At 65.7% G+C, this 19,467-nt stretch carries 16 protein-coding genes; 7 read left to right on the top strand and 9 right to left on the bottom strand.

The window, feature by feature from the left end; all coding sequences use genetic code 11:
• Entirely contained in the window at window positions 1-162 is a 162-nt protein-coding gene (locus C6W88_RS20005; RefSeq protein ID WP_331281212.1) for a TetR family transcriptional regulator C-terminal domain-containing protein, read from the top strand.
• Window positions 163-348: 186 nt separating this feature from the next.
• On the opposite strand, the gene C6W88_RS20000 is transcribed toward C6W88_RS20005, so the two are convergent.
• Window positions 349-1,776, bottom strand: coding sequence for an NCS2 family permease (locus C6W88_RS20000; RefSeq protein ID WP_231498721.1), 1,428 nt, complete (start codon window positions 1,774-1,776; stop codon window positions 349-351).
• Between the two features lie 312 nt (window positions 1,777-2,088).
• Here C6W88_RS20000 and hrpB point away from each other — a divergent pair, with 312 nt between their 5' ends.
• The 3 genes from hrpB (at window position 2,089) to C6W88_RS19985 (ending at window position 6,301) form a co-directional block, all read left to right on the top strand.
• Window positions 2,089-4,671 carry an ATP-dependent helicase HrpB gene (gene hrpB / locus C6W88_RS19995; protein WP_108133756.1) on the top strand — a complete coding sequence of 861 codons (2,583 nt, stop codon included), beginning with the start codon at window positions 2,089-2,091 and terminating at the stop codon, window positions 4,669-4,671.
• A 121-nt stretch (window positions 4,672-4,792) separates the two neighbouring features.
• The gene (locus C6W88_RS19990) at window positions 4,793-5,725 is read left to right on the top strand and encodes a glutaminase (protein ID WP_181248695.1); all 933 of its coding nucleotides are present in this window, start codon (window positions 4,793-4,795) and stop codon (window positions 5,723-5,725) included.
• A 108-nt stretch (window positions 5,726-5,833) separates the two neighbouring features.
• A complete protein-coding gene (locus C6W88_RS19985) occupies window positions 5,834-6,301 on the top strand; it encodes a YchJ family protein (RefSeq protein WP_108133754.1) in 468 nt (155 codons plus the stop codon).
• 214 nt (window positions 6,302-6,515) lie between these two features.
• On the opposite strand, the gene hutU is transcribed toward C6W88_RS19985, so the two are convergent.
• The 3 genes from hutU to hutI all read right to left on the bottom strand — a co-directional run bounded on the left by hutU (window position 6,516) and on the right by hutI (window position 10,545).
• Window positions 6,516-8,207 (bottom strand): urocanate hydratase, encoded by a 1,692-nt coding sequence (gene hutU, locus C6W88_RS19980; RefSeq protein WP_108133753.1) that lies wholly within the window; start codon window positions 8,205-8,207, stop codon window positions 6,516-6,518.
• 36 nt (window positions 8,208-8,243) lie between these two features.
• A complete protein-coding gene (hutG, locus tag C6W88_RS19975; RefSeq protein WP_083970572.1) occupies window positions 8,244-9,227 on the bottom strand; it encodes a formimidoylglutamase in 984 nt (327 codons plus the stop codon).
• Window positions 9,228-9,333: 106 nt separating this feature from the next.
• Window positions 9,334-10,545 carry an imidazolonepropionase gene (hutI, locus tag C6W88_RS19970; RefSeq protein WP_181248694.1) on the bottom strand — a complete coding sequence of 404 codons (1,212 nt, stop codon included), beginning with the start codon at window positions 10,543-10,545 and terminating at the stop codon, window positions 9,334-9,336.
• A gap of 705 nt (window positions 10,546-11,250) precedes the next feature.
• On the opposite strand from hutI, the gene C6W88_RS19965 reads away from it, so the two are divergent.
• A complete protein-coding gene (locus tag C6W88_RS19965; protein WP_045994312.1) occupies window positions 11,251-12,573 on the top strand; it encodes a YjiH family protein in 1,323 nt (440 codons plus the stop codon).
• Between the two features lie 85 nt (window positions 12,574-12,658).
• Here the strand turns inward: C6W88_RS19965 and hutC are convergent, their stop codons facing one another.
• Window positions 12,659-13,366 (bottom strand): histidine utilization transcriptional repressor HutC, encoded by a 708-nt coding sequence (gene hutC / locus C6W88_RS19960; protein ID WP_045994311.1) that lies wholly within the window; start codon window positions 13,364-13,366, stop codon window positions 12,659-12,661.
• Window positions 13,367-13,533: 167 nt separating this feature from the next.
• On the opposite strand from hutC, the gene C6W88_RS19955 reads away from it, so the two are divergent.
• A complete protein-coding gene (locus C6W88_RS19955; RefSeq protein WP_108133751.1) occupies window positions 13,534-14,235 on the top strand; it encodes a DUF938 domain-containing protein in 702 nt (233 codons plus the stop codon).
• Window positions 14,236-14,271: 36 nt separating this feature from the next.
• Here the strand turns inward: C6W88_RS19955 and C6W88_RS19950 are convergent, their stop codons facing one another.
• The 4 genes from C6W88_RS19950 to C6W88_RS19935 form a co-directional block, all read right to left on the bottom strand.
• Window positions 14,272-15,222 carry an NAD-dependent epimerase/dehydratase family protein gene (locus C6W88_RS19950; protein ID WP_108133750.1) on the bottom strand — a complete coding sequence of 317 codons (951 nt, stop codon included), beginning with the start codon at window positions 15,220-15,222 and terminating at the stop codon, window positions 14,272-14,274.
• A gap of 63 nt (window positions 15,223-15,285) precedes the next feature.
• Complete coding sequence (locus tag C6W88_RS19945; protein ID WP_108133749.1) at window positions 15,286-16,578, bottom strand: TRAP transporter large permease; 1,293 nt, start codon at window positions 16,576-16,578, stop codon at window positions 15,286-15,288.
• A 6-nt stretch (window positions 16,579-16,584) separates the two neighbouring features.
• Window positions 16,585-17,097 carry a TRAP transporter small permease gene (locus C6W88_RS19940; protein WP_108133748.1) on the bottom strand — a complete coding sequence of 171 codons (513 nt, stop codon included), beginning with the start codon at window positions 17,095-17,097 and terminating at the stop codon, window positions 16,585-16,587.
• A 141-nt stretch (window positions 17,098-17,238) separates the two neighbouring features.
• Window positions 17,239-18,213, bottom strand: coding sequence for a TRAP transporter substrate-binding protein (locus tag C6W88_RS19935; RefSeq protein ID WP_108133747.1), 975 nt, complete (start codon window positions 18,211-18,213; stop codon window positions 17,239-17,241).
• Window positions 18,214-18,380: 167 nt separating this feature from the next.
• On the opposite strand from C6W88_RS19935, the gene C6W88_RS19930 reads away from it, so the two are divergent.
• Window positions 18,381-19,421: a LacI family DNA-binding transcriptional regulator gene (locus tag C6W88_RS19930; protein WP_108133746.1), complete on the top strand. Its 1,041-nt coding sequence runs from the start codon at window positions 18,381-18,383 to the stop codon at window positions 19,419-19,421.
• The last annotated feature ends 46 nt before the right edge of the window (window positions 19,422-19,467 follow it).

The raw sequence follows: 19,467 nt of genomic DNA, 5'->3' as shown, positions 1-19,467 counted from the left end.
CTGATCTGGTCGGCGACCCAGCACTATGCAGACTTTCAAAGCCAGGTCGCCGGCATCACCGGCCATGACGACTTCACCGATGACGATATGCAGCGTGTCACCGATTTTCTGATCCAGGTGGTCCTGAAGGGCTGTGGGGTAAGATCTTCCCCCGCGCCATAGCAGGGGACGTCGCCACCACTACGCTGCTCATTACCTGCCAAAGCCAGGTCGCCGGCATCACCGGCCACGACGACTTCACCGATGACGATATGCAGCGTGTCACCGATTTTCTGATCCAGGTGGTATTGAAGGGCTGCGGGGTGGTGTCGGCGCCACGGGGCTGAGGCCCGGTGGCGCTTGCTTACGCTATTGCGCCGTCACCAGCATGATCGCGGACAGCACCGCGGACACCCACATGGCGGGTTTGATCTCGGTGAACTTGCCGGTGGCCAGCTTGATCAGCACGAAGCTCATGAAGCCGAAGGCGATGCCCAGGGTGATCGAGTAGGTCAACGGCATCAGGATGATCGCCAGAAAGGCAGGAAAGGCCTCCTCGAAGCGTCCCCAGTCGATCTTGCCCACCGGGGCCATCATGAACAGCCCCACCAGCACCAGCGCCGGCGAGGTGGCGATGCCCGGCACCAGCGACAGCAGCGGCGACAGGAACAGAAACGGCAGGAACAGCAGCGCGATCACAAGCGCGGTCAGACCGGTGCGCCCGCCCTGGGCGACCCCTGCGCCGGACTCGATAAAGGTCTGGGCGGCGCTGGTGCCCAGCGGAGCGGCGATCATCGAGGCGAAGGCGTCCACCGTCATCGAGCGCTTGAGGTTGCGCGGGTTGCCCTTGGCGTCCTTGAGCCCCGCGGATTCCGACAGCGCCATGAAGCACGACAGCGCATCGAAGAAGTTGGTGAACAGCATCACGAAGATAAAGGGCAGGTAAGCGACCTTGAGAGCCCCCAGTACGTCGACCTGACCCAGCGCCGAGAAGTCCGGCCAGGCGGCCAGTCCCTGCCATGCAACGACCACCTCGTCACCCCACAGACGCCCCATCGGTGCGGCCAGCAGGGTGGTGGTGGCGATGCCGAGGATCAGGGCGCCGTTGAAGCCGCGGATGACCAGCACGGCGGTCACGATCAGGCCGATGAAGAAGGTGGCGAGGCTAGCATCCAGGCTGCCCAGGCTGACCAGGGTGGCGGGGCTTGCCACGATGAAGCCGGCGTTCTTGAGCCCGATAAAGGTGATGAACAGGCCGATACCGCAGGTGATGGCGTAGCGCAGCGACGGCGGAATGGCGTCGATGATCGCCTCGCGGACGTTGAACATGGCCAGTACGGCGAACATCACACCGGACCAGAACACGCATCCGAGCGCGACCTCCCAGGACAGACCTGCGCCCAGTACCAGGGTGTAGGTGAACAGGGCGTTCATGCCCATGCCGGGCGCCACCAGGATGGGGTTGCGCGCGTACAGCGCCATGGCCAGGCTACTCAGAAAGCTGATGACCACCGTAGCCGACAGCGCCGCCGAAAAGGGAATGCCGGCGTCCGACAACACCGCCGGATTGACCACGATGATGTACATGCCCGCCAGAAAGGTGGCGATCCCGGCCAGCAGTTCGGTCTTCAGCGAACTGCCCCGGCGGCTGACGTTGAAGTAGCGATCCAGCCAGGCAAGCCGGCCGACGGCGTCCTGGTTGGTTTGATCCGGAGTACCGTCGTCGCCGTCAGGGCGACTCGCGCTGGCTGCCGGATGACGGTCGCGCGGTGAAAGCGTGGACGTGGTCTCGCTCATCTCAGGGTCCTCTTGTCGTTGTAGTGGCCGCTGTCGATTGTCTGGGCGATGCCGCGACGGGCGTCGCGCTAAAAACCTGACCTTTCGGTCAGCTTGAAGAGCGTAGACAAAAACGTCATCTACTGGCAACAAAATGTTGTTGCTGGTGTATACAAGTCGGGCCTCGGGCGGGGACGCTGCCGCCGGGCCATGGGGCAGCGGCGTGCTATCATCGGCGGCGCATTGCTGCCTTGCTTGTGCAGTCCAGTCCAGTGCAGTCCAGTCCAGCCCAGCCCAGTCCCGTCCCGTCCCGCCCGAGGAGCCCCCGAGCCGATGTCTTCACCGCCCAGCCTGCCCATCGACGCCCGACTGCCTCAGCTCACCGCAGCGCTTGAACAGCACAACCGGGCGCTGCTGGTGGCCGAGCCCGGGGCCGGCAAGACCACTCGGGTACCGCTGGCCCTGCTGGACTGTGACTGGTGCGGTGGCGACGATGGTCGCGGGCGTCTGCTGCTGCTGGAGCCTCGTCGGGTGGCGGCGCGTCTGGCGGCGGGCCATATGGCCGAGTTGCTGGGCGAGCGGCCGGGCGAGACGGTGGGATATCGCATGCGTGGCGAGAGCCGGGTCGGCCCGACGACTCGCCTCGAAGTCGTCACCCAGGGCGTGCTGTCGCGCATGCTGCAGCACGACCCCATGCTAGAGGGGGTCACCGGCATCCTCTTCGACGAGTTCCATGAACGCAGTCTGGAGGCCGACCTGGGGCTGGCGCTGGCCCTCGATGTCCAGCAGGGGCTGCGCGAGGACCTGCGCCTGGTGGTGATGTCTGCCACCCTGGACGTGGCCGCCATGCAAGGCGTGCTGGGACAGGACGTGGCGGTGATCGAGTGCCCGGGGCGGCAGTATCCGGTCCAGACGCTGTATCGGCCGCTGTCCCAGCGCGCCTCTGCAGAGGAGCAGCAGGGCCGGGTGGTCATGGAGGCGCTGCAGGCGTCCGATCCTGTGTCCCATGGCGGGGATGACGATGCCAGGGGTGGTGGTGATCCTGTTGGCGACGTGCTGGTGATCCTGCCTGGCGTTGCCGAAATCGAACGTCTCGGGCGCTGGCTGGGCGAGCGGCTGGAGGATATCGCGATACTGCCGCTGCACGGACGCTTGCCGCTCGAGCAGCAGCGCGCTGCCCTTCGTCCTGACCCGAATGGCCGGCGTCGGGTGGTGCTGGCCACCGCCATCGCCGAGTCCAGTGTCACCGTGGATGGCGTGCGCAGCGTGGTCGATGCAGGACTGGAGCGGGTGCCGGTGTTCAGCCCGCGTACCGGGCTTTCGCGTCTCGAGACCCGCCGTGTCAACCGAGCCAGCGCCGATCAGCGGCGTGGGCGGGCAGGGCGCCAGGGGCCTGGACGCTGCTATCGGCTGTGGGCGGAAGAGCAGCCGCTGCCGCCCCACGCCGAGCCGGAGATACACCAGGCAGACCTGTCCGGCCTGGCCTTTGAACTGGCTCGCTGGGGCGTCAAGGACGCGTCCGCGCTTGCCTGGGTGACTTCACCAGGGACAGCGGCCCTGGATAGCGGGCGTCGGCTGTTGCAGTCCCTCGGGCTGGTCGAGCCTGATGGCGGCTTGAGTTCGCTGGGCCGGGCAGCCGGACGCTGGCCGGTGCATCCCCGGCTCGCCGCCATGCTGGAGCGGGCCAGCCGCGCTGGCGAGGCGTCGCTGGCCCTGGCCTGCGCCCTGGCCGCCTGGCTCGAGGGTCGTCAGGGCGCCTCGCGGGAGCCGGATCTGGAGCGGGTGTTTTCGCAGTTGTTGTCGTCGCCGAGGCCAGACCCTGCCTGGCAGCGGGAGGCCCGGCGACTGTGCAAGCGCGCCGGGGTGGCGCTGGACAAGGCCCGTATGGGCGAGCCGCGCGGGACAGGCGAGCCGGGCGCATCAATAACCCTGGGCGAGCTTCTGCTCTGCGCCTACCCCGACCGTGTCGCTCAGCACCTTTCGCCCGGACGCTTTCGCCTGCGTGGCGGTGGCCTGGTGACGCTGGCAAGCGATCACCCCCTGGCCCACGCGCCCCTGCTGGTCGCGGTGGACCTGGACGGTCGCCAGCGTGAGGCCAGACTCTATCGCGGCGTACGGATCGAGGAGGCGGCGCTGCTGGCGCATTTTCCTGAACTTTTCGACTGGACCGAGCGGGTCGCCTGGAACGCATCGGCGGGGCGCTTGGAAGGCGAGCGGGTACGCGCCCTCGATGCCGTGGTGCTGGAGCGCAAGCCCCTGGCAGGACCGCCGAGTCGAGAGGCGAGGCGCCGGGCGCTGCTCGACGCCCTGGGGCAGCGCGAGGCGCTGCCGCTGGACGAGGCGGCAGAACAGCTCAGAAGACGGGTAGCGCTGTTGCGACGGACGCATGATCCCCAGTGGCCGGAGCTTGACGACGCCAGCCTGATGGCCGAGCTCGAGGACTGGCTCGGTCCGCATCTGGACGGCCTGTCGCGGCTCGATCAGGTGCTGGCGCTGCCCTGGGAACGGCTGTTGCGCGAACGTCTGCCGTGGCCGTTGGCGGGCAAGCTGGACGAGCTGGCACCGCGACGGCTGGCGCTGCCAAGCGGTGACAGCGCGGCCTTGCGCTATGAGCGTGAGGTCGACGACGGCGACGAGCACGGCACGCGTATCGTGCCGGTTCTGGCCGCCAAATTGCAGGCCCTGTTCGGTTGCGAAGCCACACCCTGTATCGTCGACGGGCGGGTGCCGGTACGCCTGGAATTGCTGTCCCCGGCGCGGCGGCCGCTGGCGACGACCATGGACCTTCGAAGCTTCTGGCACAACGTCTACCCCGAGGTGCGCAAGGAGAACCGCGGCCGCTACCCCAAGCACCCCTGGCCAGAAGATCCGCTTGCCGCCGAGGCGACCATGCGCACCAAGCGGCGCGGGCGCTGAGCGGGCCCTGAGCGGGCGCTGTCGCCCTGGCGATTGACCCCTGCCGGGAAGGGACGTTGACAGTGATGGTGGAGGGGGCGACCATCGCCAGCCTTGTCAGGCTCCTGGAAGAATCACGCTCATGGGAAAGACCCTTACGCCGGAACAACTGCAGGCGCTGGTCGAGAGGCTGGATCGCGAGGCTCGTCAGGCTGGCGAGTGGGGCCAGGTGGCAAGCTATATCCCCGAACTTGCCTGTGTCGATCCCCGCCAGTTCGCCATCAGTGTGTGCACCGTGGATGGACAGGAGTTTCATGCCGGCGACGCCGGCAAGGCCTTTTCGATCCAGAGCGTGTCGAAGGTCTTCACCCTGGCGCTGGCGCTGGGGCGCCACGGCGATGGCCTGTGGCAGCGGGTCGGGCGCGAGCCATCGGGCCGGGCCTTCAACTCCATCGTCCAGCTGGAGGTGGAAGACGGCATTCCCCGCAATCCCTTCATCAACGCCGGGGCGATTGTCACCACCGACGCGGTGCTCGGGTGCAATGCGCCACGCGACACCCTCGGCGAGATTCTGCGCTTTCTGCGCGAGGCCTCCGGCGACGAGGACATCCACATCAACGAGCAGGTGGCGCGCTCCGAGCATGCCACCGGGGATCGCAACTTCTCCCTGGCCTACTTCCTGCGTTCCTGCGGCAACCTGACCAACGACTGTGACCGGGTGCTGGGCACCTACTTCCATCACTGCGCCATCGAGATGTCCACCGCCCAGCTCGCCAGGGCCACACGCTTTCTGTGTGGTGGCTTCGAGGGCCAGCGCATGATCGGGCTCGAGCGGGTACGGGCGATCAATGCGTTGATGATGACCTGCGGCCACTACGATGGCTCGGGGGACTTCGCCTATCGGGTCGGCTTCCCGGGCAAGAGCGGTGTCGGGGGCGGGATCATGGCGGTGGTGCCCAATGTGGCCTCGATCGCGGTGTGGTCGCCGGGACTGGATCGCTACGGCAATTCGCTCAAGGGCACCGCCGCCCTGGAGGGACTGTCCAAGGCCACAGGCTGGTCGGTATTTGCTTGAGGCCGGTACAGGTCGGCAGTCTGTTTAAAGCGTTGCCACCCACGTCGGGTTTTCGTACAAGGCCTGCGCTGTGGCAAAGCGCAAGGTAGATGAGAGGAGAGCCGCACCTTGAACACGACGTCATCCACCCGCTGCCCCTGCGGCAGTGGCCTGGTCCTCGAGCACTGCTGCGGTCTGCTGCACCAGGGCGAGAACGCAGGTTCGCCTGAGGCGCTGATGCGCTCGCGCTTTGCGGCCTTCGCCCTCGGGCTCGAGGACTACCTGCGCCATAGCTGGCACCCGGACAGTCGCCCGGCGCAACTGGGCGGTGACGACGATACCCGCTGGAAGCGTCTCGAGATACTCGATAGCGGTGAAACAGGCGACCAGGGCTGGGTGCAGTTTCGTGCGACCTTTGCCGAGGGCCCGCCGGGGCGGCAGCGCTGGGGCGTGCTGGAAGAGCGCTCGCGCTTTGTGCGCCACCAGGGACGCTGGGTCTATCTGGATGGCGAGGCCAGGGTGTCTCGACTCAAGCCGGGACGCAACGATCCCTGTCCCTGTGGCAGTGCGCGCAAGTTCAAGCAGTGCTGTGCCTGACCCGTCGCCGGCCGCTTCAGGGGCGTCGGCGCACGTTTCAAGTGGCATCGAAGTGAATCACGGTCGTACACGATAAAGGCCGCCCCGAGGGGCGGCCTTTGTGCAGGCGTCTGCGCTTTTTACATGGCGCTCCCGGGCAGGAGGCGCGCTAAGGGACAAGGCGCCTCGATGCCAGGGTCGGGCGCGCCAGCGGCTGGCCGCGCCCGGGACGGCATCAGTCCTTGAGCATCGGCAGGTCGAGGCCGTTGTCGCGGGCACACTGGCTGGCGATGTCGTAGCCGGCGTCGGCATGGCGCATCACGCCGCTTGCCGGGTCGTTGCGCAGGACGCGGGCCAGGCGGGCATCGGCCTCGTCGGTACCGTCGGCGACGATGACCACACCGGCGTGCTGGGAGAAGCCCATGCCGACACCCCCGCCGTGGTGCAGCGAGACCCAGGTAGCGCCGCCTGCGGTGTTGGCCAGGGCGTTGAGCAGCGGCCAGTCGGACACGGCGTCGCTGCCGTCCAGCATGGACTCGGTCTCGCGGTTGGGGCTGGCCACGGAACCGGAGTCGAGGTGGTCACGGCCGATGACGATGGGCGCCTTGAGTTCGCCGTTCTTGACCATCTCGTTGAAGGCGCGGCCGAGGCGCGCGCGATCCTTCAGACCGACCCAGCAGATACGCGCCGGCAGACCCTGGAAGCTGATGCGCTCCTTGGCCATGTCGAGCCAGTGGTGCAGGTGCTCGTCGTCGGGGATCAGCTCCTTGACCTTGGCGTCGGTCTTGTAGATGTCCTCCGGATCGCCGGACAGCGCCACCCAGCGGAACGGGCCGATGCCCTGGCAGAACAGCGGACGAATGTAGGCCGGGACGAAGCCGGGGAAGTCGAAGGCATTCTCGACGCCTTCTTCCTGGGCCATCTGGCGGATGTTGTTGCCGTAGTCGAAGGTGGGCACGCCCATCTTCTGGAACTCGAGCATGGCGCGCACATGCACCGCCATGGACGCCTTGGCGGCCTTGACCACTGTGTCGGGCTCGCTCTTGGCGCGGGCCACGTACTCGTCCCAGGTCCAGCCAGAGGGAAGGTAGCCGTGCAGCGGATCGTGGGCACTGGTCTGGTCGGTGACCATGTCCGGCTTGACGCCGCGCTTGACCAGTTCCGGCAGGACGTCGGCGGCGTTGGCGCAAAGACCGATGGAGATGGCCTTGCCTTCACTGGTGTAGCGCGCAAGACGCTCGAGCGCGTCGTCCAGGTCGTTGGCCTGCTCGTCCAGATAGCGGGTACGCAGACGGAAGTCGATGCTCGTCTGCTGGCACTCGATGTTCAGCGAGCAGGCGCCGGCCAGGGTCGCCGCCAGCGGCTGGGCGCCGCCCATGCCGCCGAGGCCGGCGGTCAGTACCCAGCGGCCCTTGAGGTCGCCGTTGAAGTGCTGACGGCCAGCCTCGACGAAGGTCTCGTAGGTGCCCTGGACGATGCCCTGGGAGCCGATGTAGATCCAGGACCCGGCGGTCATCTGGCCGTACATCATCAGTCCCTTCTTGTCGAGCTCGTTGAAGTGCTCCCAGTTGGCCCAGGCCGGCACCAGGTTGGAGTTGGCGATCAGTACCCGCGGCGCGTCCTTGTGGGTCGGGATCACCGCTACCGGCTTGCCGGACTGGATCAGCAGGGTCTGGTCGTCCTCCAGGCGCTTGAGCACCTCGACGATCTTGTCGAAGCATTCCCAGGTGCGGGCAGCGCGACCGATGCCGCCGTACACCACCAGATCCTCGGGACGCTCGGCGACGTCAGGGTGGAGGTTGTTCATCAGCATGCGCAGGGCGGCTTCGGTCAGCCAGCTCTTGCACGACAGCTCGGTGCCGGTGGGGGCGGCGATCTTGCGCGAAGGATCGTGACGGTCGTTCAGCGAGGGCGTGATCTGGTTCATGTCGGTACCTGTAGTGAAAGGGAATAAAAGGCTCGGTCAGGCGTTGGACCGGGTCAGTTGATGGACCAGGCGGGCGGCGAGACGCGCCGTGCGTTGGTCGATGTCATACGCCGGGTTGACCTCGGCGATGTCGATCAGGCGTAGCTTGCGCGAGCGACGCAGGAACTCGAGGATCGGCTCGAAGTGGGTCAGAATCACGCCCCGCGAGGCGGGAGCGCTGACGCCAGGGGCATCGCTTGCAGGGAAGACATCCATGTCGATGGTCAGGTAGACGTGATCGCAGTCGGCTACCAGACGCTGCACGTCGCGCTTGATGTACGCGATGCGGCTATCGCGAAACTCGCGATCCTCGACCACCAGCGACTTGAGCCGCTTGGCGGTGTGAAACAGGGCACGGGTGTTGGCCGCCTGGCTGACTCCGAGGCAGGCGTAGCGGAACGGCCAGCGACGCCTGGCGCAGTCGGCGGCGATCTGGGCGAAGGGCGTGCCGGAAGACGTCTGTTCGCTGGGGTCGCGCAGGTCGAAGTGAGCGTCCAGATTGATGATCGCCACGGTGGGCCTGCGGTGGCCCTTGTCCAGATGCTCGGAGAGGCCGCGCCAGCTGGCGTAGGCGACTTCGTGACCGCCGCCCAGCACTACTGGCTGGTGACCCTGGTCGAGGATCTCGGTCACCCGCGCGCCCAGCGCCTCCTGGGCATCCTCGAGGCCATTGCCGACGCAGTGCACGTCGCCGGCATCGTAGGCCGGGGCGTCGCGGTGCCAGGCCATGGGGGCTAGGGCACGGCGAATGGCGGCGGGGCCATCGGCGGCGCCCACCCGCCCCTTGTTGCGGGCGACACCGGCATCACTGGCAAAGCCCGTCACCACGACGCCAGGCTCGGCGCCGGAGCGGTAGGCGGCGATGCGCTGGTGCCAGCGCTCGCTGTTGGGCTCGGGGTCGGTACGCCCCTGCCAGATACCCATGTCCGGTTCGGTCAACGGCGCGGTGGGAGACGAGGGGGAAGCGAGCTGCTCATCCATGGGTCAATACGCCCTCCAGCAGGCGATGCTTGAGCCGTCCCGGCTGGACGGCATGGTGTCTGGGTCAGCCGCCGGGGTCATGGATGACCAGGGGGAAGATAGCTGCTCATCCATGGGTCAATACGCCCTCCAGCAGGCGATGCTTGAGTCGTCCCGGCTGGACGGCATAGGCCAGTTCGGCCGGGCTATCGATGTTCCAGACGCACAGGTCGGCGGGAGCGCCGACGGCGATACGTCCAAGGTCTGGCTGGCCGATGGCCTGGGCGGCGTGGCGGGTCATGCCGGCCAGTGCCTCCTGGGGTGTCAGGCGCAGCAGGGTGCAGGCCATGTTCAGCATTAGGGTCGGCAGCACGATGGGCGAGGTGCCCGGATTGGCGTCCGAGGCCACCGCCATGGCGACGCCGGCACGACGCATGGCGTCGATCGGTGGGTGCTGCGTTTCGCGCAGGGTGTAGAAGGCACCGGGCAGCAGGACGCCGACGGTCCCGGCATCGGCCATCGCCGCGATGCCGTCGTCGTCCAGGTACTCGATATGGTCGGCGGATAACCCTCGGAACTGGGCCACCAGGGCCGCGCCACCGGACAGCGAAAGCTGCTCGGCGTGGGCCTTGACCGGCAGGTCAAGCGCCCTGGCCGCCTCGAACACGCGTCGGGACTGTTCGCTCGAGAAGGCGATGCGCTCGCAGAACACGTCGACCGCATCGACCAGGCCCTCGGCGTGGGCCGCCGGCAGGATCTGGTCGCACACCAGCTCGATGTAGCCATCGGCGTCGTCTGCATACTCCGGTGGCAGGGCATGGGCGGCCAGCAGGGTGGTAGTGACGCGCACGGGCAGTTGCTCGCCGAGACGTCGCGCCACCCGCAGCATCTTCAGTTCGTCGGCCAGGGTCAGGCCGTAGCCGGACTTGATCTCGACGCTGGTCACGCCGTCCTCGATCATCGACGTGAGGCGCTTTGCAGCGGCGTCGAACAGGGCCGATTCGTCGGCTTCCCGGGTCGCCGTGACGGTGCCCAGGATGCCGCCACCGCGACGCGCGATCTCTTCGTAGGAGGCGCCTTGCAGGCGCAGCTCGAATTCGTCGCTGCGCTGCCCGCCGAAGACCAGGTGGGTATGGCAGTCGATCAGGCCCGGCGTCATGACGCCGCCTTGCCCCATGTCGACGGCGTCGCGATGTTGACTCGGGTCAAGGGTCTGCATGGTGCCCAGGGCGCAGATCCGTCCATCCTCGACCGCTACCCAGTGACGCTCGGGCAGGGTGGTCAGTCCGTCGAAGATCGCCAGATCGCGCCACAGCAGGCGCTTGGATTGCTCGGACATGGGGATGCTCCGTGTCGGTTAATGTATATACAAATAATGCCTTCAAGCCGTTTCGTCAAGCCGCCGAGTCGCCAGTGATGCATCGCCCGAACCTCGGGTCTGGCCTGATGGATGGTTGTTGAAACAGCGGCTTGCAGGCGTTTTTTGGGCTTGGTTCCAGGCCGTGACGCATCAGTAGACCATGGTCGTAGTGCGCGGATAGGCGTGAAATCTCGACTGATTGCTTCGGTAAACGTATATACAGGGTCGCGGGTGCACTAGGCATGTCCTCTGTGAAGCATCGCACCGGGGGAGCGCAGGTCGGCTAGGCCGAGTGCACCCCGTCTTGGCCACGGGATCGTTACCGGCTTTTCTGAACCCCGAATCGTCCAGGGACCTGAGAGCGTTTCGAGCACGCGCGGGAGACGTCGGGTGCCCAACGGGATCGCTCGACAGCATCATGTATATACAGAAAAGTGTGGTTCTGGAGCCCTTGCCGGTTCGTCCGATGCCCTGACCGGCGGCCTGTCTGCGACGCTGCAGGAAAGAGGTGTGGTGGAGCGTGATAACGCCGTTTAACGAACGAATCTGAGGAGAAGCTTGTGGCATATTAGACCATCGTCTAAAGGCGCTGTGGGGGAGTGCTTTGCCACTATAGCGGTTGAAATGTATATACAAACAAGATGACACTTACGAGTTGGTTCACACTTCGACGAGGTTCCCTTCATGGCGACGACTCCTGGTTCCTCGGTAGGCCAGACACCCCTCGGCCTGCTGTTGTTCAAGCTGTTGGTGCCCAGCGCCATCGGCATCTTCATCTTTTTTGTTCCGGTTGCCTGGGAAGGTCGAACCACGATTCCGCTGGATCATCTGGTGACCGCGGCACGGGCCGGGCTCGGTGACTGGGCGAGGTTCTACGCCCTGGCGCTGATCATCGCCGGCGCGGCCTATCCGTTGATCAAGGGAGACTGGCGACGCAGTCTCACCGACAAGATCTTCACCGTGCTCAAGCTTCTGGGGGTGGTGGCGGCGCTGTTGACCATGACCACCGCCGGTCCGGCACTGCTGCATCAGCCGGACATGCTGCCCTTTCTCTACGACAAGCTGGTGATTCCGGTGGGGCTGATCGTGCCGATCGGTGCCATCTTCCTGGCGCTGCTGCTGAGCTATGGGCTACTCGAGCTGATCGGCATCCTAGTTCAGCCCGTCATGCGCCCGCTGTGGCGTACCCCGGGTCGAAGCGCCATCGACGCGGTGGCCTCCTTTGTCGGCAGCTACTCGATCGGACTGTTGATCACCAGCCGTGCCTACGCCGGTGGCCAGTACTCGGCCCGAGAAGCGGCCATCATTGCCACCGGTTTCTCTACCGTCTCCGCGCCGTTCATGATCATCGTCGCCAAGACCCTGGGGCTGATGGACTACTGGAACGCCTACTTCTGGATCACCCTGGTGATCACTTTCGTTGTCTCGGCGGTGACCGCGCGGTTGTGGCCGCTATCAGGCATGGACAACACCGCGACCGACGGCGAACCTGAAGCGCGGAAGGGGGATCGCCTGGCGCTGGCGTGGCGCACCGGTATCAAGGTGGCCGAGCAGGCGCCGCGGCTGGGATCCAGCGTACGCAAGAATCTGACCGAAGGGCTGGTGATGGCGATCAGCATCCTGCCGTCGATCATGTCGGTGGGGCTGCTGGGACTGCTGGTGGCCAAGTACACGCCGGTGTTCGAGTGGCTGGGCTGGCTGTTCTATCCGGTGGTGGCGATCTTCGGCATCGATAATGCCCAGGAACTGGCCCAGGCCAGCGCAGCGGGCCTGGCCGAGATGTTCCTGCCGGCGCTGCTGCTCGGTGGCGACGCGGGAATCGACTTCGTGGCGCGCTTTGCCGCCGGCGTGGTGTCGGTGTCGTCCATCCTGTTCTTCTCGGCGTCCATTCCCTGCGTGCTGGCCACCCGAATTCCAATCACCATCTGGCAGATGCTGGTGGTATGGGCGGTGCGGGTGGCACTCACCCTGGTGATGGCGATCCCGGCGGCCATGCTGCTGCAGTAACCTTGTCGATCGCTGTCGCCGTAAGTACGAGGGCCGGACAATCACTGTCCGGCCCTCGTGCGTTGGTGGAGGCTGTGTGCGTCCCTCAGTCCTTCCACGCCGAGCGCAACTTGTAGCGATCGCCCGGGTGGATCAACACGGCGTAACTGATGAGCAGGTCATTTGACCAGGTGCGCCGCCGCAACTGCAGGCAAGGGAGGGAGGTGGAGATGGCCAGCTCCTCGGCCTGTCGTGTGTCTGCCGAAACGGCCTCGACCACGTGTTCGATATCGGTGATCGGCCAGGTTTGGATCAGCACCTGATGGGGCGTGGTGAGCGTGAAGTCGGCGTCCAGATAATCGGGCACGTGGCGGGGATTGACGTAGCGCAACTCGAGCTGGATGGGCTCGTCGTTTTCGTGGTGAACGATACGGGTATGGAAGACCTTGCTGCCACGCTTGACCCCCAGTTGCAACGCGATGTCCTCACTGGCGTCGATCGCTTCGGCACGCTGTACCCTGGCCCGATAGTGATGGCCGCGACCGCGGACCTCTTCGGCGATATTGTGGACCTCCATCAGCGAGGATTCCGCCTTGCGTTCGGTGACGAAGGTTCCGGCACCCGGCTGGCGGGTAAGGTAGCCGCGCTGAACCAGTTCGCGGATGGCCTTGTTGGCGGTCATGCGACTGACGTTGAAGTCGAGCGCCAGCTGCTCCTCACCCGGGATGCGATGGTCGGTGGGCCATTCCCCCCGCTGGATCTTGGCCAGGATGTGCTGTTGAATCTCGAGGTAGCGAGGCGCGGGTCGAGCCATGGGCCGTCCTTGGTGAAGATGAAGGGTATCTTTTGCTAGTGTACCGGGACGATCATCGCTTGGCATCGTTGCGCAAGCCGTTGATGCCAGACGTTACCATGCTTCCGTTATATTCGTTTGGCCATTGCCGCTCTTGTTACTCCCCTTGTTTACCGTGAGGTTTTCCCATGTCCGACGCGAGACTCTCCAGTCCAGCGGCGCTTCGCAATCGCGAGCCCATCCACGCGGTGCTGCGCCAGTGCCTGGGACGCCATGCCCGCGTGCTGGAGCTCGCCAGCGGCAGTGGTGAGCACGGACTGTATATGACGCAGTGCCAGCCGGGCTGGCGATGGCAGCCGAGTGACGTTTCCGAGGCGGCGCTGGCGTCCATCGCTGCCTGGCGCGCGCTTGCAGCAGCAGACGATGGGCAAGGGGAAGCGGAGGGTGACAGGCAAGGCGAAAGCGAAGCGCAACGGGCAGGGCCTGCTGGGCGAGAGCCGGAGCAAGCGACGCAAGGGGGCGGCAATCTGCTGGCGCCGGTACGCCGCGACGTGCTGGAACCCTGGCCGGATGACACCTTTGACGCCCTGGTGGCGATCAATCTGATCCATATCTCGCCGTGGGAAGTGACGCCTGCGCTGATGGCAAAGGCCCAGGCTCACCTCGAGCCGGGTGGCGTGCTGTTGCTGTACGGCCCTTACCGACGTGGTGGTGAGCATACCGCGCCGTCCAATGCGGCCTTCGACGCCGACCTGAGGCGCCGTGACCCGCGCTGGGGCGTGCGGGACCTGGAGCAGGTGACCGAGGTCGCCGCCGAGCACGGCCTGAGCCGGGAGGCCATCCACGAGCTACCGGCCAACAATCTGGCGCTGGTGTTCCGTCGGCAGTGATGGCCGGCCTGCCACGGACAGGCCGGCCATGTCGGCTCAAGCGTTCTTCTTGAGCCAGCGATGGTAGTCCTCGAGTCCCTCGCGGATATCAGTAAATCGCGGCTCGAAGCCCAGATCCGTGCGCGCGCGGGTGATGTCCAGGGGGCTGCCACGCACCACGAAGGGGCCAGGCCCCAGACGCATGCCGCTGTCGTGGCCGAGCAGTTCGGTGACGCTGTCGACGATGTCCTGATGGGCGATCGGCACACCGCAGGAAATGTTGTAGTGGCGGTGTGGCACGCTGTCGGCATCGAACAGCGCCAGGATGCCCCTCGCGGTGTCCTCGACGTGGGTCCAGTCGGTGGTCTGGTCGCGTCCGTTGTCCGGGTGCACATCGCGTAGCCCTTCGAGTGGCCCGAACATCGCCTGGTAGACCGCGTGCATGTGGGACGGGCGCTTGCCGGGGCCATACACGAAGAACAGTCGGGCCTGACGGATATCCATGCCGTAGGTCGCCGTGTACTGGTCGCCGTAGAGCTCGCCGGAAATCTTGGTGGCGCCGTAAAGGTCGGTGGCCTTGTAGGGCATGGTCTCGACCTGTGGGCCGGCGGCGTCGCCGTAGACCGCGCCGGAGCTCATGTTGACCACCTTGTCGATGCCCAGCAGCCGGCAGGTCTCGTAGACGTTCAGGGTGCCCATGGCGTTGATCGACAGGTGCTTGAACGGGCGGGTCTGGAAGCTTGGCCCGGCGATCACCGAGACGCCGTGTATGACCCCTTCCAGCTCGTCGCGATAGCGCAGAAAGGTCTCGAACAGGGTGTGGGTGTCGAGCACGTCGACCGCTTCGAAGTGGACGTTGTCGCGCACTTCCTCGAGATAGTCGAGCCCCATGCGGTCGACGTGGGGGGCGGCCATATCGCAGATGATGACCTTCTTGCCCTGGCGGGCGAGCAGGGTGGCGACCCAGGAACCGACGTGGCCGAGGCCACCGGTGATCAGTACAGCCATGGCATGACTCCTATTGAGATAAGCCCGCCCGGCAAGGCCCTGGAGCCTTGCCGGGTCGCGGCGTCATTTGAGCAAGAGGTTGGGGAGGAACATCACGATGGACGGAAACAGCGTGATCACGATCAGCACCGCCACCAGCGGGATGTAGAACGGCAGGGTGGCCCGCACCAGGGTGTTGAAGGGCAGGTCGGTGATCTTCTGGATGGCGAACAGCACCGTGCCCACCGGTGGCGTGATCAGCCCGATCATCAGGTTGAAGATCATCAGCACGCCGAAGTGCACCGGATCGATGCCGTACTGCACCACCACCGGCACCAGCAACGGCGTCAGTAGAAACAGCGCCGGTACCGAGTCGATGAACAGCCCGATCAGCAGGATGAACAGACTCAGCAGCAGCAGCAGCACCATCGGGTCGCTGACCGTGGCGAGCAGGAAGTCGGCGACCAGGGCGGTGACCTGGTAGCGTGCCAGGATCCAGCTATAGAGCGCGCTGCCGGCGATGATCAACAGCAGCACCGAGGTGTCGATGGCGGTGTCACGCAGGATCTGGACGAACTCGCGCAGGGTGATCGAGCGATAGACGCAGAACGAGATGATCATGCAGTAGAGCAACGCCACCACCGAGGCCTCGGTGGGGGTGAATAGCCCCGACAGGATGCCGACCAGGATGATCACCGGGGTCAACATCGGCAACAGCCCCCGCGACAGTGCACGGGTGAACTCGGCCATGGTGGCGCGGGCCCGGGTCGGGTAGCCACGACGATGGGAGATCACCGCCACCATCACCATCAGCCCGGCACCCATGAACAGGCCCGGCAGGATGGAGCCGAGAAAGATCGCGGCGATGGAGGCGTTGGCCAGGGCGCCATAGATGACCGCCGGAATGCTGGGCGGGATGATCGGCCCGATGGTGGCGGAACTGGCGGTGACCGCGGCGCTGAAGTCGGTGGGAAAGCCATCGTCTTCCATGGCCTTGATCTCCACCGCGCCAAGCCCGCCAGCATCGGCCACCGCCGAGCCCGACATGCCGGCAAACAGCATGCTGGCCAGCACGTTGACGTGGCCGAGCCCGCCCTTGAGGTGACCCACCGCGCAGCGCGCCACGTCGAACACCCGATCAGAGATGCCGGCGGAGTTCATCAGCCGGCCGATCAGCAGAAAGGCGGGAATCGCCAGCAGGGTGAAGCTGTTGACGCCGTACAGGGTGCGCTGGGCGATCATCTCCAGCGGGATCTCGGCGAAGCCACGGGTATAGGCCAGCACCGCCGCCGATGAGGCGATCATCGCAAAGGCGACCGGCACCCCCAGCATCAGCAGCACGATCAGGCCGACGAACATGATGGCAAAGATTTCCATGGTGTCTTACTCCTTGGGTTCGTCAGGCAAGTTGGGAGGCTTGCCGCGCAGACGAACGACGAGGTCCTCGACCAGCAGCAGTGCCATCAGGCCGGCAGCGACCAGCTGCATCAGGTACAGGTAGGAAAAGCTCATGTCGAAGGTGCTGGCGAAGATGCCGGCGGTGCGCTCCATCATGTTGAAGGCGCCCCCCATGATCATCAGAAGCACCAGGATGCTGATGGCGTCAGCGGCGACCGCCGCCCAGCGCTGGGCGCCCGCTGGCAGCAGGTCGGTGACGACGGTGATGCGGATGTGTTCCTGGTAGCGCAGCGCCAGCACCGAACCGAGAAAGATCTCCGCCAGAAACAGGTAGCGGGAAACCTCGTCGGTCCAGGGCACCGCGACACCGAGGGCATAGCGTGCGATTACCTGAATGGCCATGACCAGCAGCATCAGGCCGAAGGCACCGACTACCACGGTGGTCAACAACCACCAGAAAGCACCCAGTGCCCGGGACAGGGTAGGAGATGAGGTCATCGGACACTCCGTTGCCCCCGCCGGGTGGCGGGGACTTGACTCAAGAGAGGGAGGCCTCGGTCGGCGAGGCCCCGTGGGACGGTCAGATGCTGTGCCAACCCTCGAGGCGCCAAGGCCTCAAAGGCTCGCGCCGCCTCGGACTTACTGGATCAGTGACAGCACATAGTCACGAACGGCCGGGTCGTAGTCCTGGGCGATCTCTTCCACCGCGGGGCGCGCGGCCTGACGGAAGGCGGCGACATCGGGCTCGACCACCTCCATGCCTTCTTCCTTTAGTTTTTCAAACAGCTCCGCCTGACCATCGCTGACCAGTTGATCACCCCAGGTGGTGGCGTCGTCGATGGCTAACAGGACGATGTCACGGTGTTCGTCGGACAGTTCCTGATAGACGTCTTCGTTCATCAGCCAGTGGAAGAACGAGTAGACGTGTTCGGTGCGGCTGACATAGTCCTGCACCTCGAACAGCTTGCCGGCGTAGATGTTGTCCACCGGGTTTTCCTGCATGTCGATGACGCCGGTCTGCAGCGAGGTGTAGACCTCCGGCCAGGCGATCGGGCTCGGCAGTGCGCCGATCTCGCCCCATACCGCGACCCAGGGCGCGATTTCCGGCACGCGCATGCGCACCTCGCTGACGTCCTCCGGGGTCTCGACCGGGGTCTTTGAGGTCAGGTTGCGGGGGTTACGCGCCGACAGGCCCACCAGGCGCATGTTGCCCTTGGCGATCAGGCTCTGATTCAGCGCCTCGCCGATCTCGCCTTCGTAGATCTTGCGCGCCTGGTCACTGGAGTCGTAGACGAAGGGCAGGTCGGCGGCGGCAAACTCGGGGGCATACAGGGTCATCGGCATGGAGCCACCGAGGGCGATGGCGTACTCGCCGTAGCTGGCGCCTTCCAGGTGGTCGCGCTCGCCACCGACCTCGGTGCCTAGCAGGGTCACCGTCAGCTCGCCATCGGACTCGCTCTCGATGGTGTCCTTGAGGCGCTCGCCGATCTTGAACATGGCGTGGGACGGGTCGGTGTGGATGGCGATGGCCAGGTCTTCGGCGGCGGCGGTGCCGGCGGCGCCGAGCGAGATGGCGGTGACCAGGGCAAGGGGGGTGAGGCTGCGTGCGTTCATTGTCGTTGTCTCCTCGGGGCGTATCGTCCGACGACGCTGTTGCGTCGAGGCGTAGTCGAAAGGTAGTCGACATTGTATGGGTAGCGCTACCATTAAGATGGTAGCGCTACCCATACTTTGGTCTTGGGTTACACTGTGGCCAAAGGAATCTTCGAGGAAGGACGCCAATGGACAGCCAGGAAATTCGCTCACGCAAGCGCCACCGGGGCAAGGGCCGAGTGACCCTGGCTGACGTGGCCCGGCAGGCGGGGGTCGCGCCGATCACGGTGTCACGGGCGCTGAATACGCCGGGTCGAGTCTCCGCCGAGGTCAAAGAACGCGTCGACGCGGCGGTGGAGGCGCTTGGCTATGTGCCGAACCTGATCGCCGGGGGGCTTGCAGCGGCCGGTACCCGGGTGATCCCGGTGATCGTGCCGTCGCTGGCGATCCTGACCTTTATCGAGGTCATCGATGCCATCCAGAAGCGACTGGAGGCGGCGGGCTATCAGATGCTGCTGGCCACCACCGACTGGGATCTGGACCGCGAGGCCAGTCTGGTCGATACGGTGCTCGGCTACTCGCCGTCCGGGGTGATCCTGACCGGTCTGCGCCACCGGCCCCGAGTGATCTCGCGACTCAGGGACTGGGGACGCCCGGTGGTAGAGATCATGGAAGTGGGCGACGACCCCATCGACATGAACGTGGGGGTGGATGGCGTCGCCCTGGGTCACGCTATGGCGTCCCATCTGCTTGAGCAGGGCTATCGGCGTATCGCCTTCGTCGGCTCTCACCTGGGCCATGACTACCGGGCGGCTCAACGCCTGGAGGGCCACCAGCGGGCGCTGGAGGAGGCGGGTGCGGCCTGTGGCGGGGTGCTGGAGTACCACGAGCCGGCGTCCTACGAGGTCGGGGTGCGGGCGCTGGAGGATGTGATGGCGATGACACCGCGACCGGACGCCATCCACTGCTCCAACGATATCGTCGCCAGCGGCGTGCTGCTGGCGGCCAGCCGCCAGGGCATCAGGATTCCCGAGGAGCTGGCGGTGGGTGGCTATCTGGGGTTGCCGCTGGCGGAGCACCTGACGCCGAAGCTGACCACCCTGGCGGTGGCCCGCAGCGAGATGGGCACCCAGGCGGCGGAACTGCTGCTCGAGCGTCTGTCCGGCAAGACCCCGGAACGGCCGATCCGCGATCTGGGATTCACCCTGGTGAAGGGCGGCAGCACCTGAGCGTCAGCAGGTCCTGGCGAGGCCTGTACCACCTGTAAAATGGGGG

The sequence above is a fragment of the Halomonas litopenaei genome (assembly GCF_003045775.1).
Taxonomy (GTDB): Bacteria; Pseudomonadota; Gammaproteobacteria; order Pseudomonadales; family Halomonadaceae; genus Halomonas; species Halomonas litopenaei.
Note: the sequence above shows the minus strand (reverse complement) of the source record. Positions and strands in the feature narration are given on the sequence as shown.

Bases quoted from the DNA above. Each gene is read 5' to 3' on its own strand.
- C6W88_RS19940 (WP_108133748.1), bottom strand. From the start codon at position 17,097: ATGACCTCATCTCCTACCCTGTCCCGGGCACTGGGTGCTTTCTGGTGG.
- C6W88_RS20000 (WP_231498721.1), bottom strand. From the start codon at position 1,776: ATGAGCGAGACCACGTCCACGCTTTCACCGCGCGACCGTCATCCGGCA.
- hutC (WP_045994311.1), bottom strand. From the start codon at position 13,366: ATGGCTCGACCCGCGCCTCGCTACCTCGAGATTCAACAGCACATCCTG.
- hutI (WP_181248694.1), bottom strand. From the start codon at position 10,545: ATGTCCGAGCAATCCAAGCGCCTGCTGTGGCGCGATCTGGCGATCTTC.
- C6W88_RS19955 (WP_108133751.1), top strand. From the start codon at position 13,534: ATGTCCGACGCGAGACTCTCCAGTCCAGCGGCGCTTCGCAATCGCGAG.
- C6W88_RS19990 (WP_181248695.1), top strand. From the start codon at position 4,793: ATGGGAAAGACCCTTACGCCGGAACAACTGCAGGCGCTGGTCGAGAGG.
- C6W88_RS19945 (WP_108133749.1), bottom strand. From the start codon at position 16,578: ATGGAAATCTTTGCCATCATGTTCGTCGGCCTGATCGTGCTGCTGATG.
- hrpB (WP_108133756.1), top strand. From the start codon at position 2,089: ATGTCTTCACCGCCCAGCCTGCCCATCGACGCCCGACTGCCTCAGCTC.
- C6W88_RS19930 (WP_108133746.1), top strand. From the start codon at position 18,381: ATGGACAGCCAGGAAATTCGCTCACGCAAGCGCCACCGGGGCAAGGGC.
- C6W88_RS19965 (WP_045994312.1), top strand. From the start codon at position 11,251: ATGGCGACGACTCCTGGTTCCTCGGTAGGCCAGACACCCCTCGGCCTG.
- hutG (WP_083970572.1), bottom strand. From the start codon at position 9,227: ATGGATGAGCAGCTCGCTTCCCCCTCGTCTCCCACCGCGCCGTTGACC.
- C6W88_RS19935 (WP_108133747.1), bottom strand. From the start codon at position 18,213: ATGAACGCACGCAGCCTCACCCCCCTTGCCCTGGTCACCGCCATCTCG.
- C6W88_RS19950 (WP_108133750.1), bottom strand. From the start codon at position 15,222: ATGGCTGTACTGATCACCGGTGGCCTCGGCCACGTCGGTTCCTGGGTC.
- hutU (WP_108133753.1), bottom strand. From the start codon at position 8,207: ATGAACCAGATCACGCCCTCGCTGAACGACCGTCACGATCCTTCGCGC.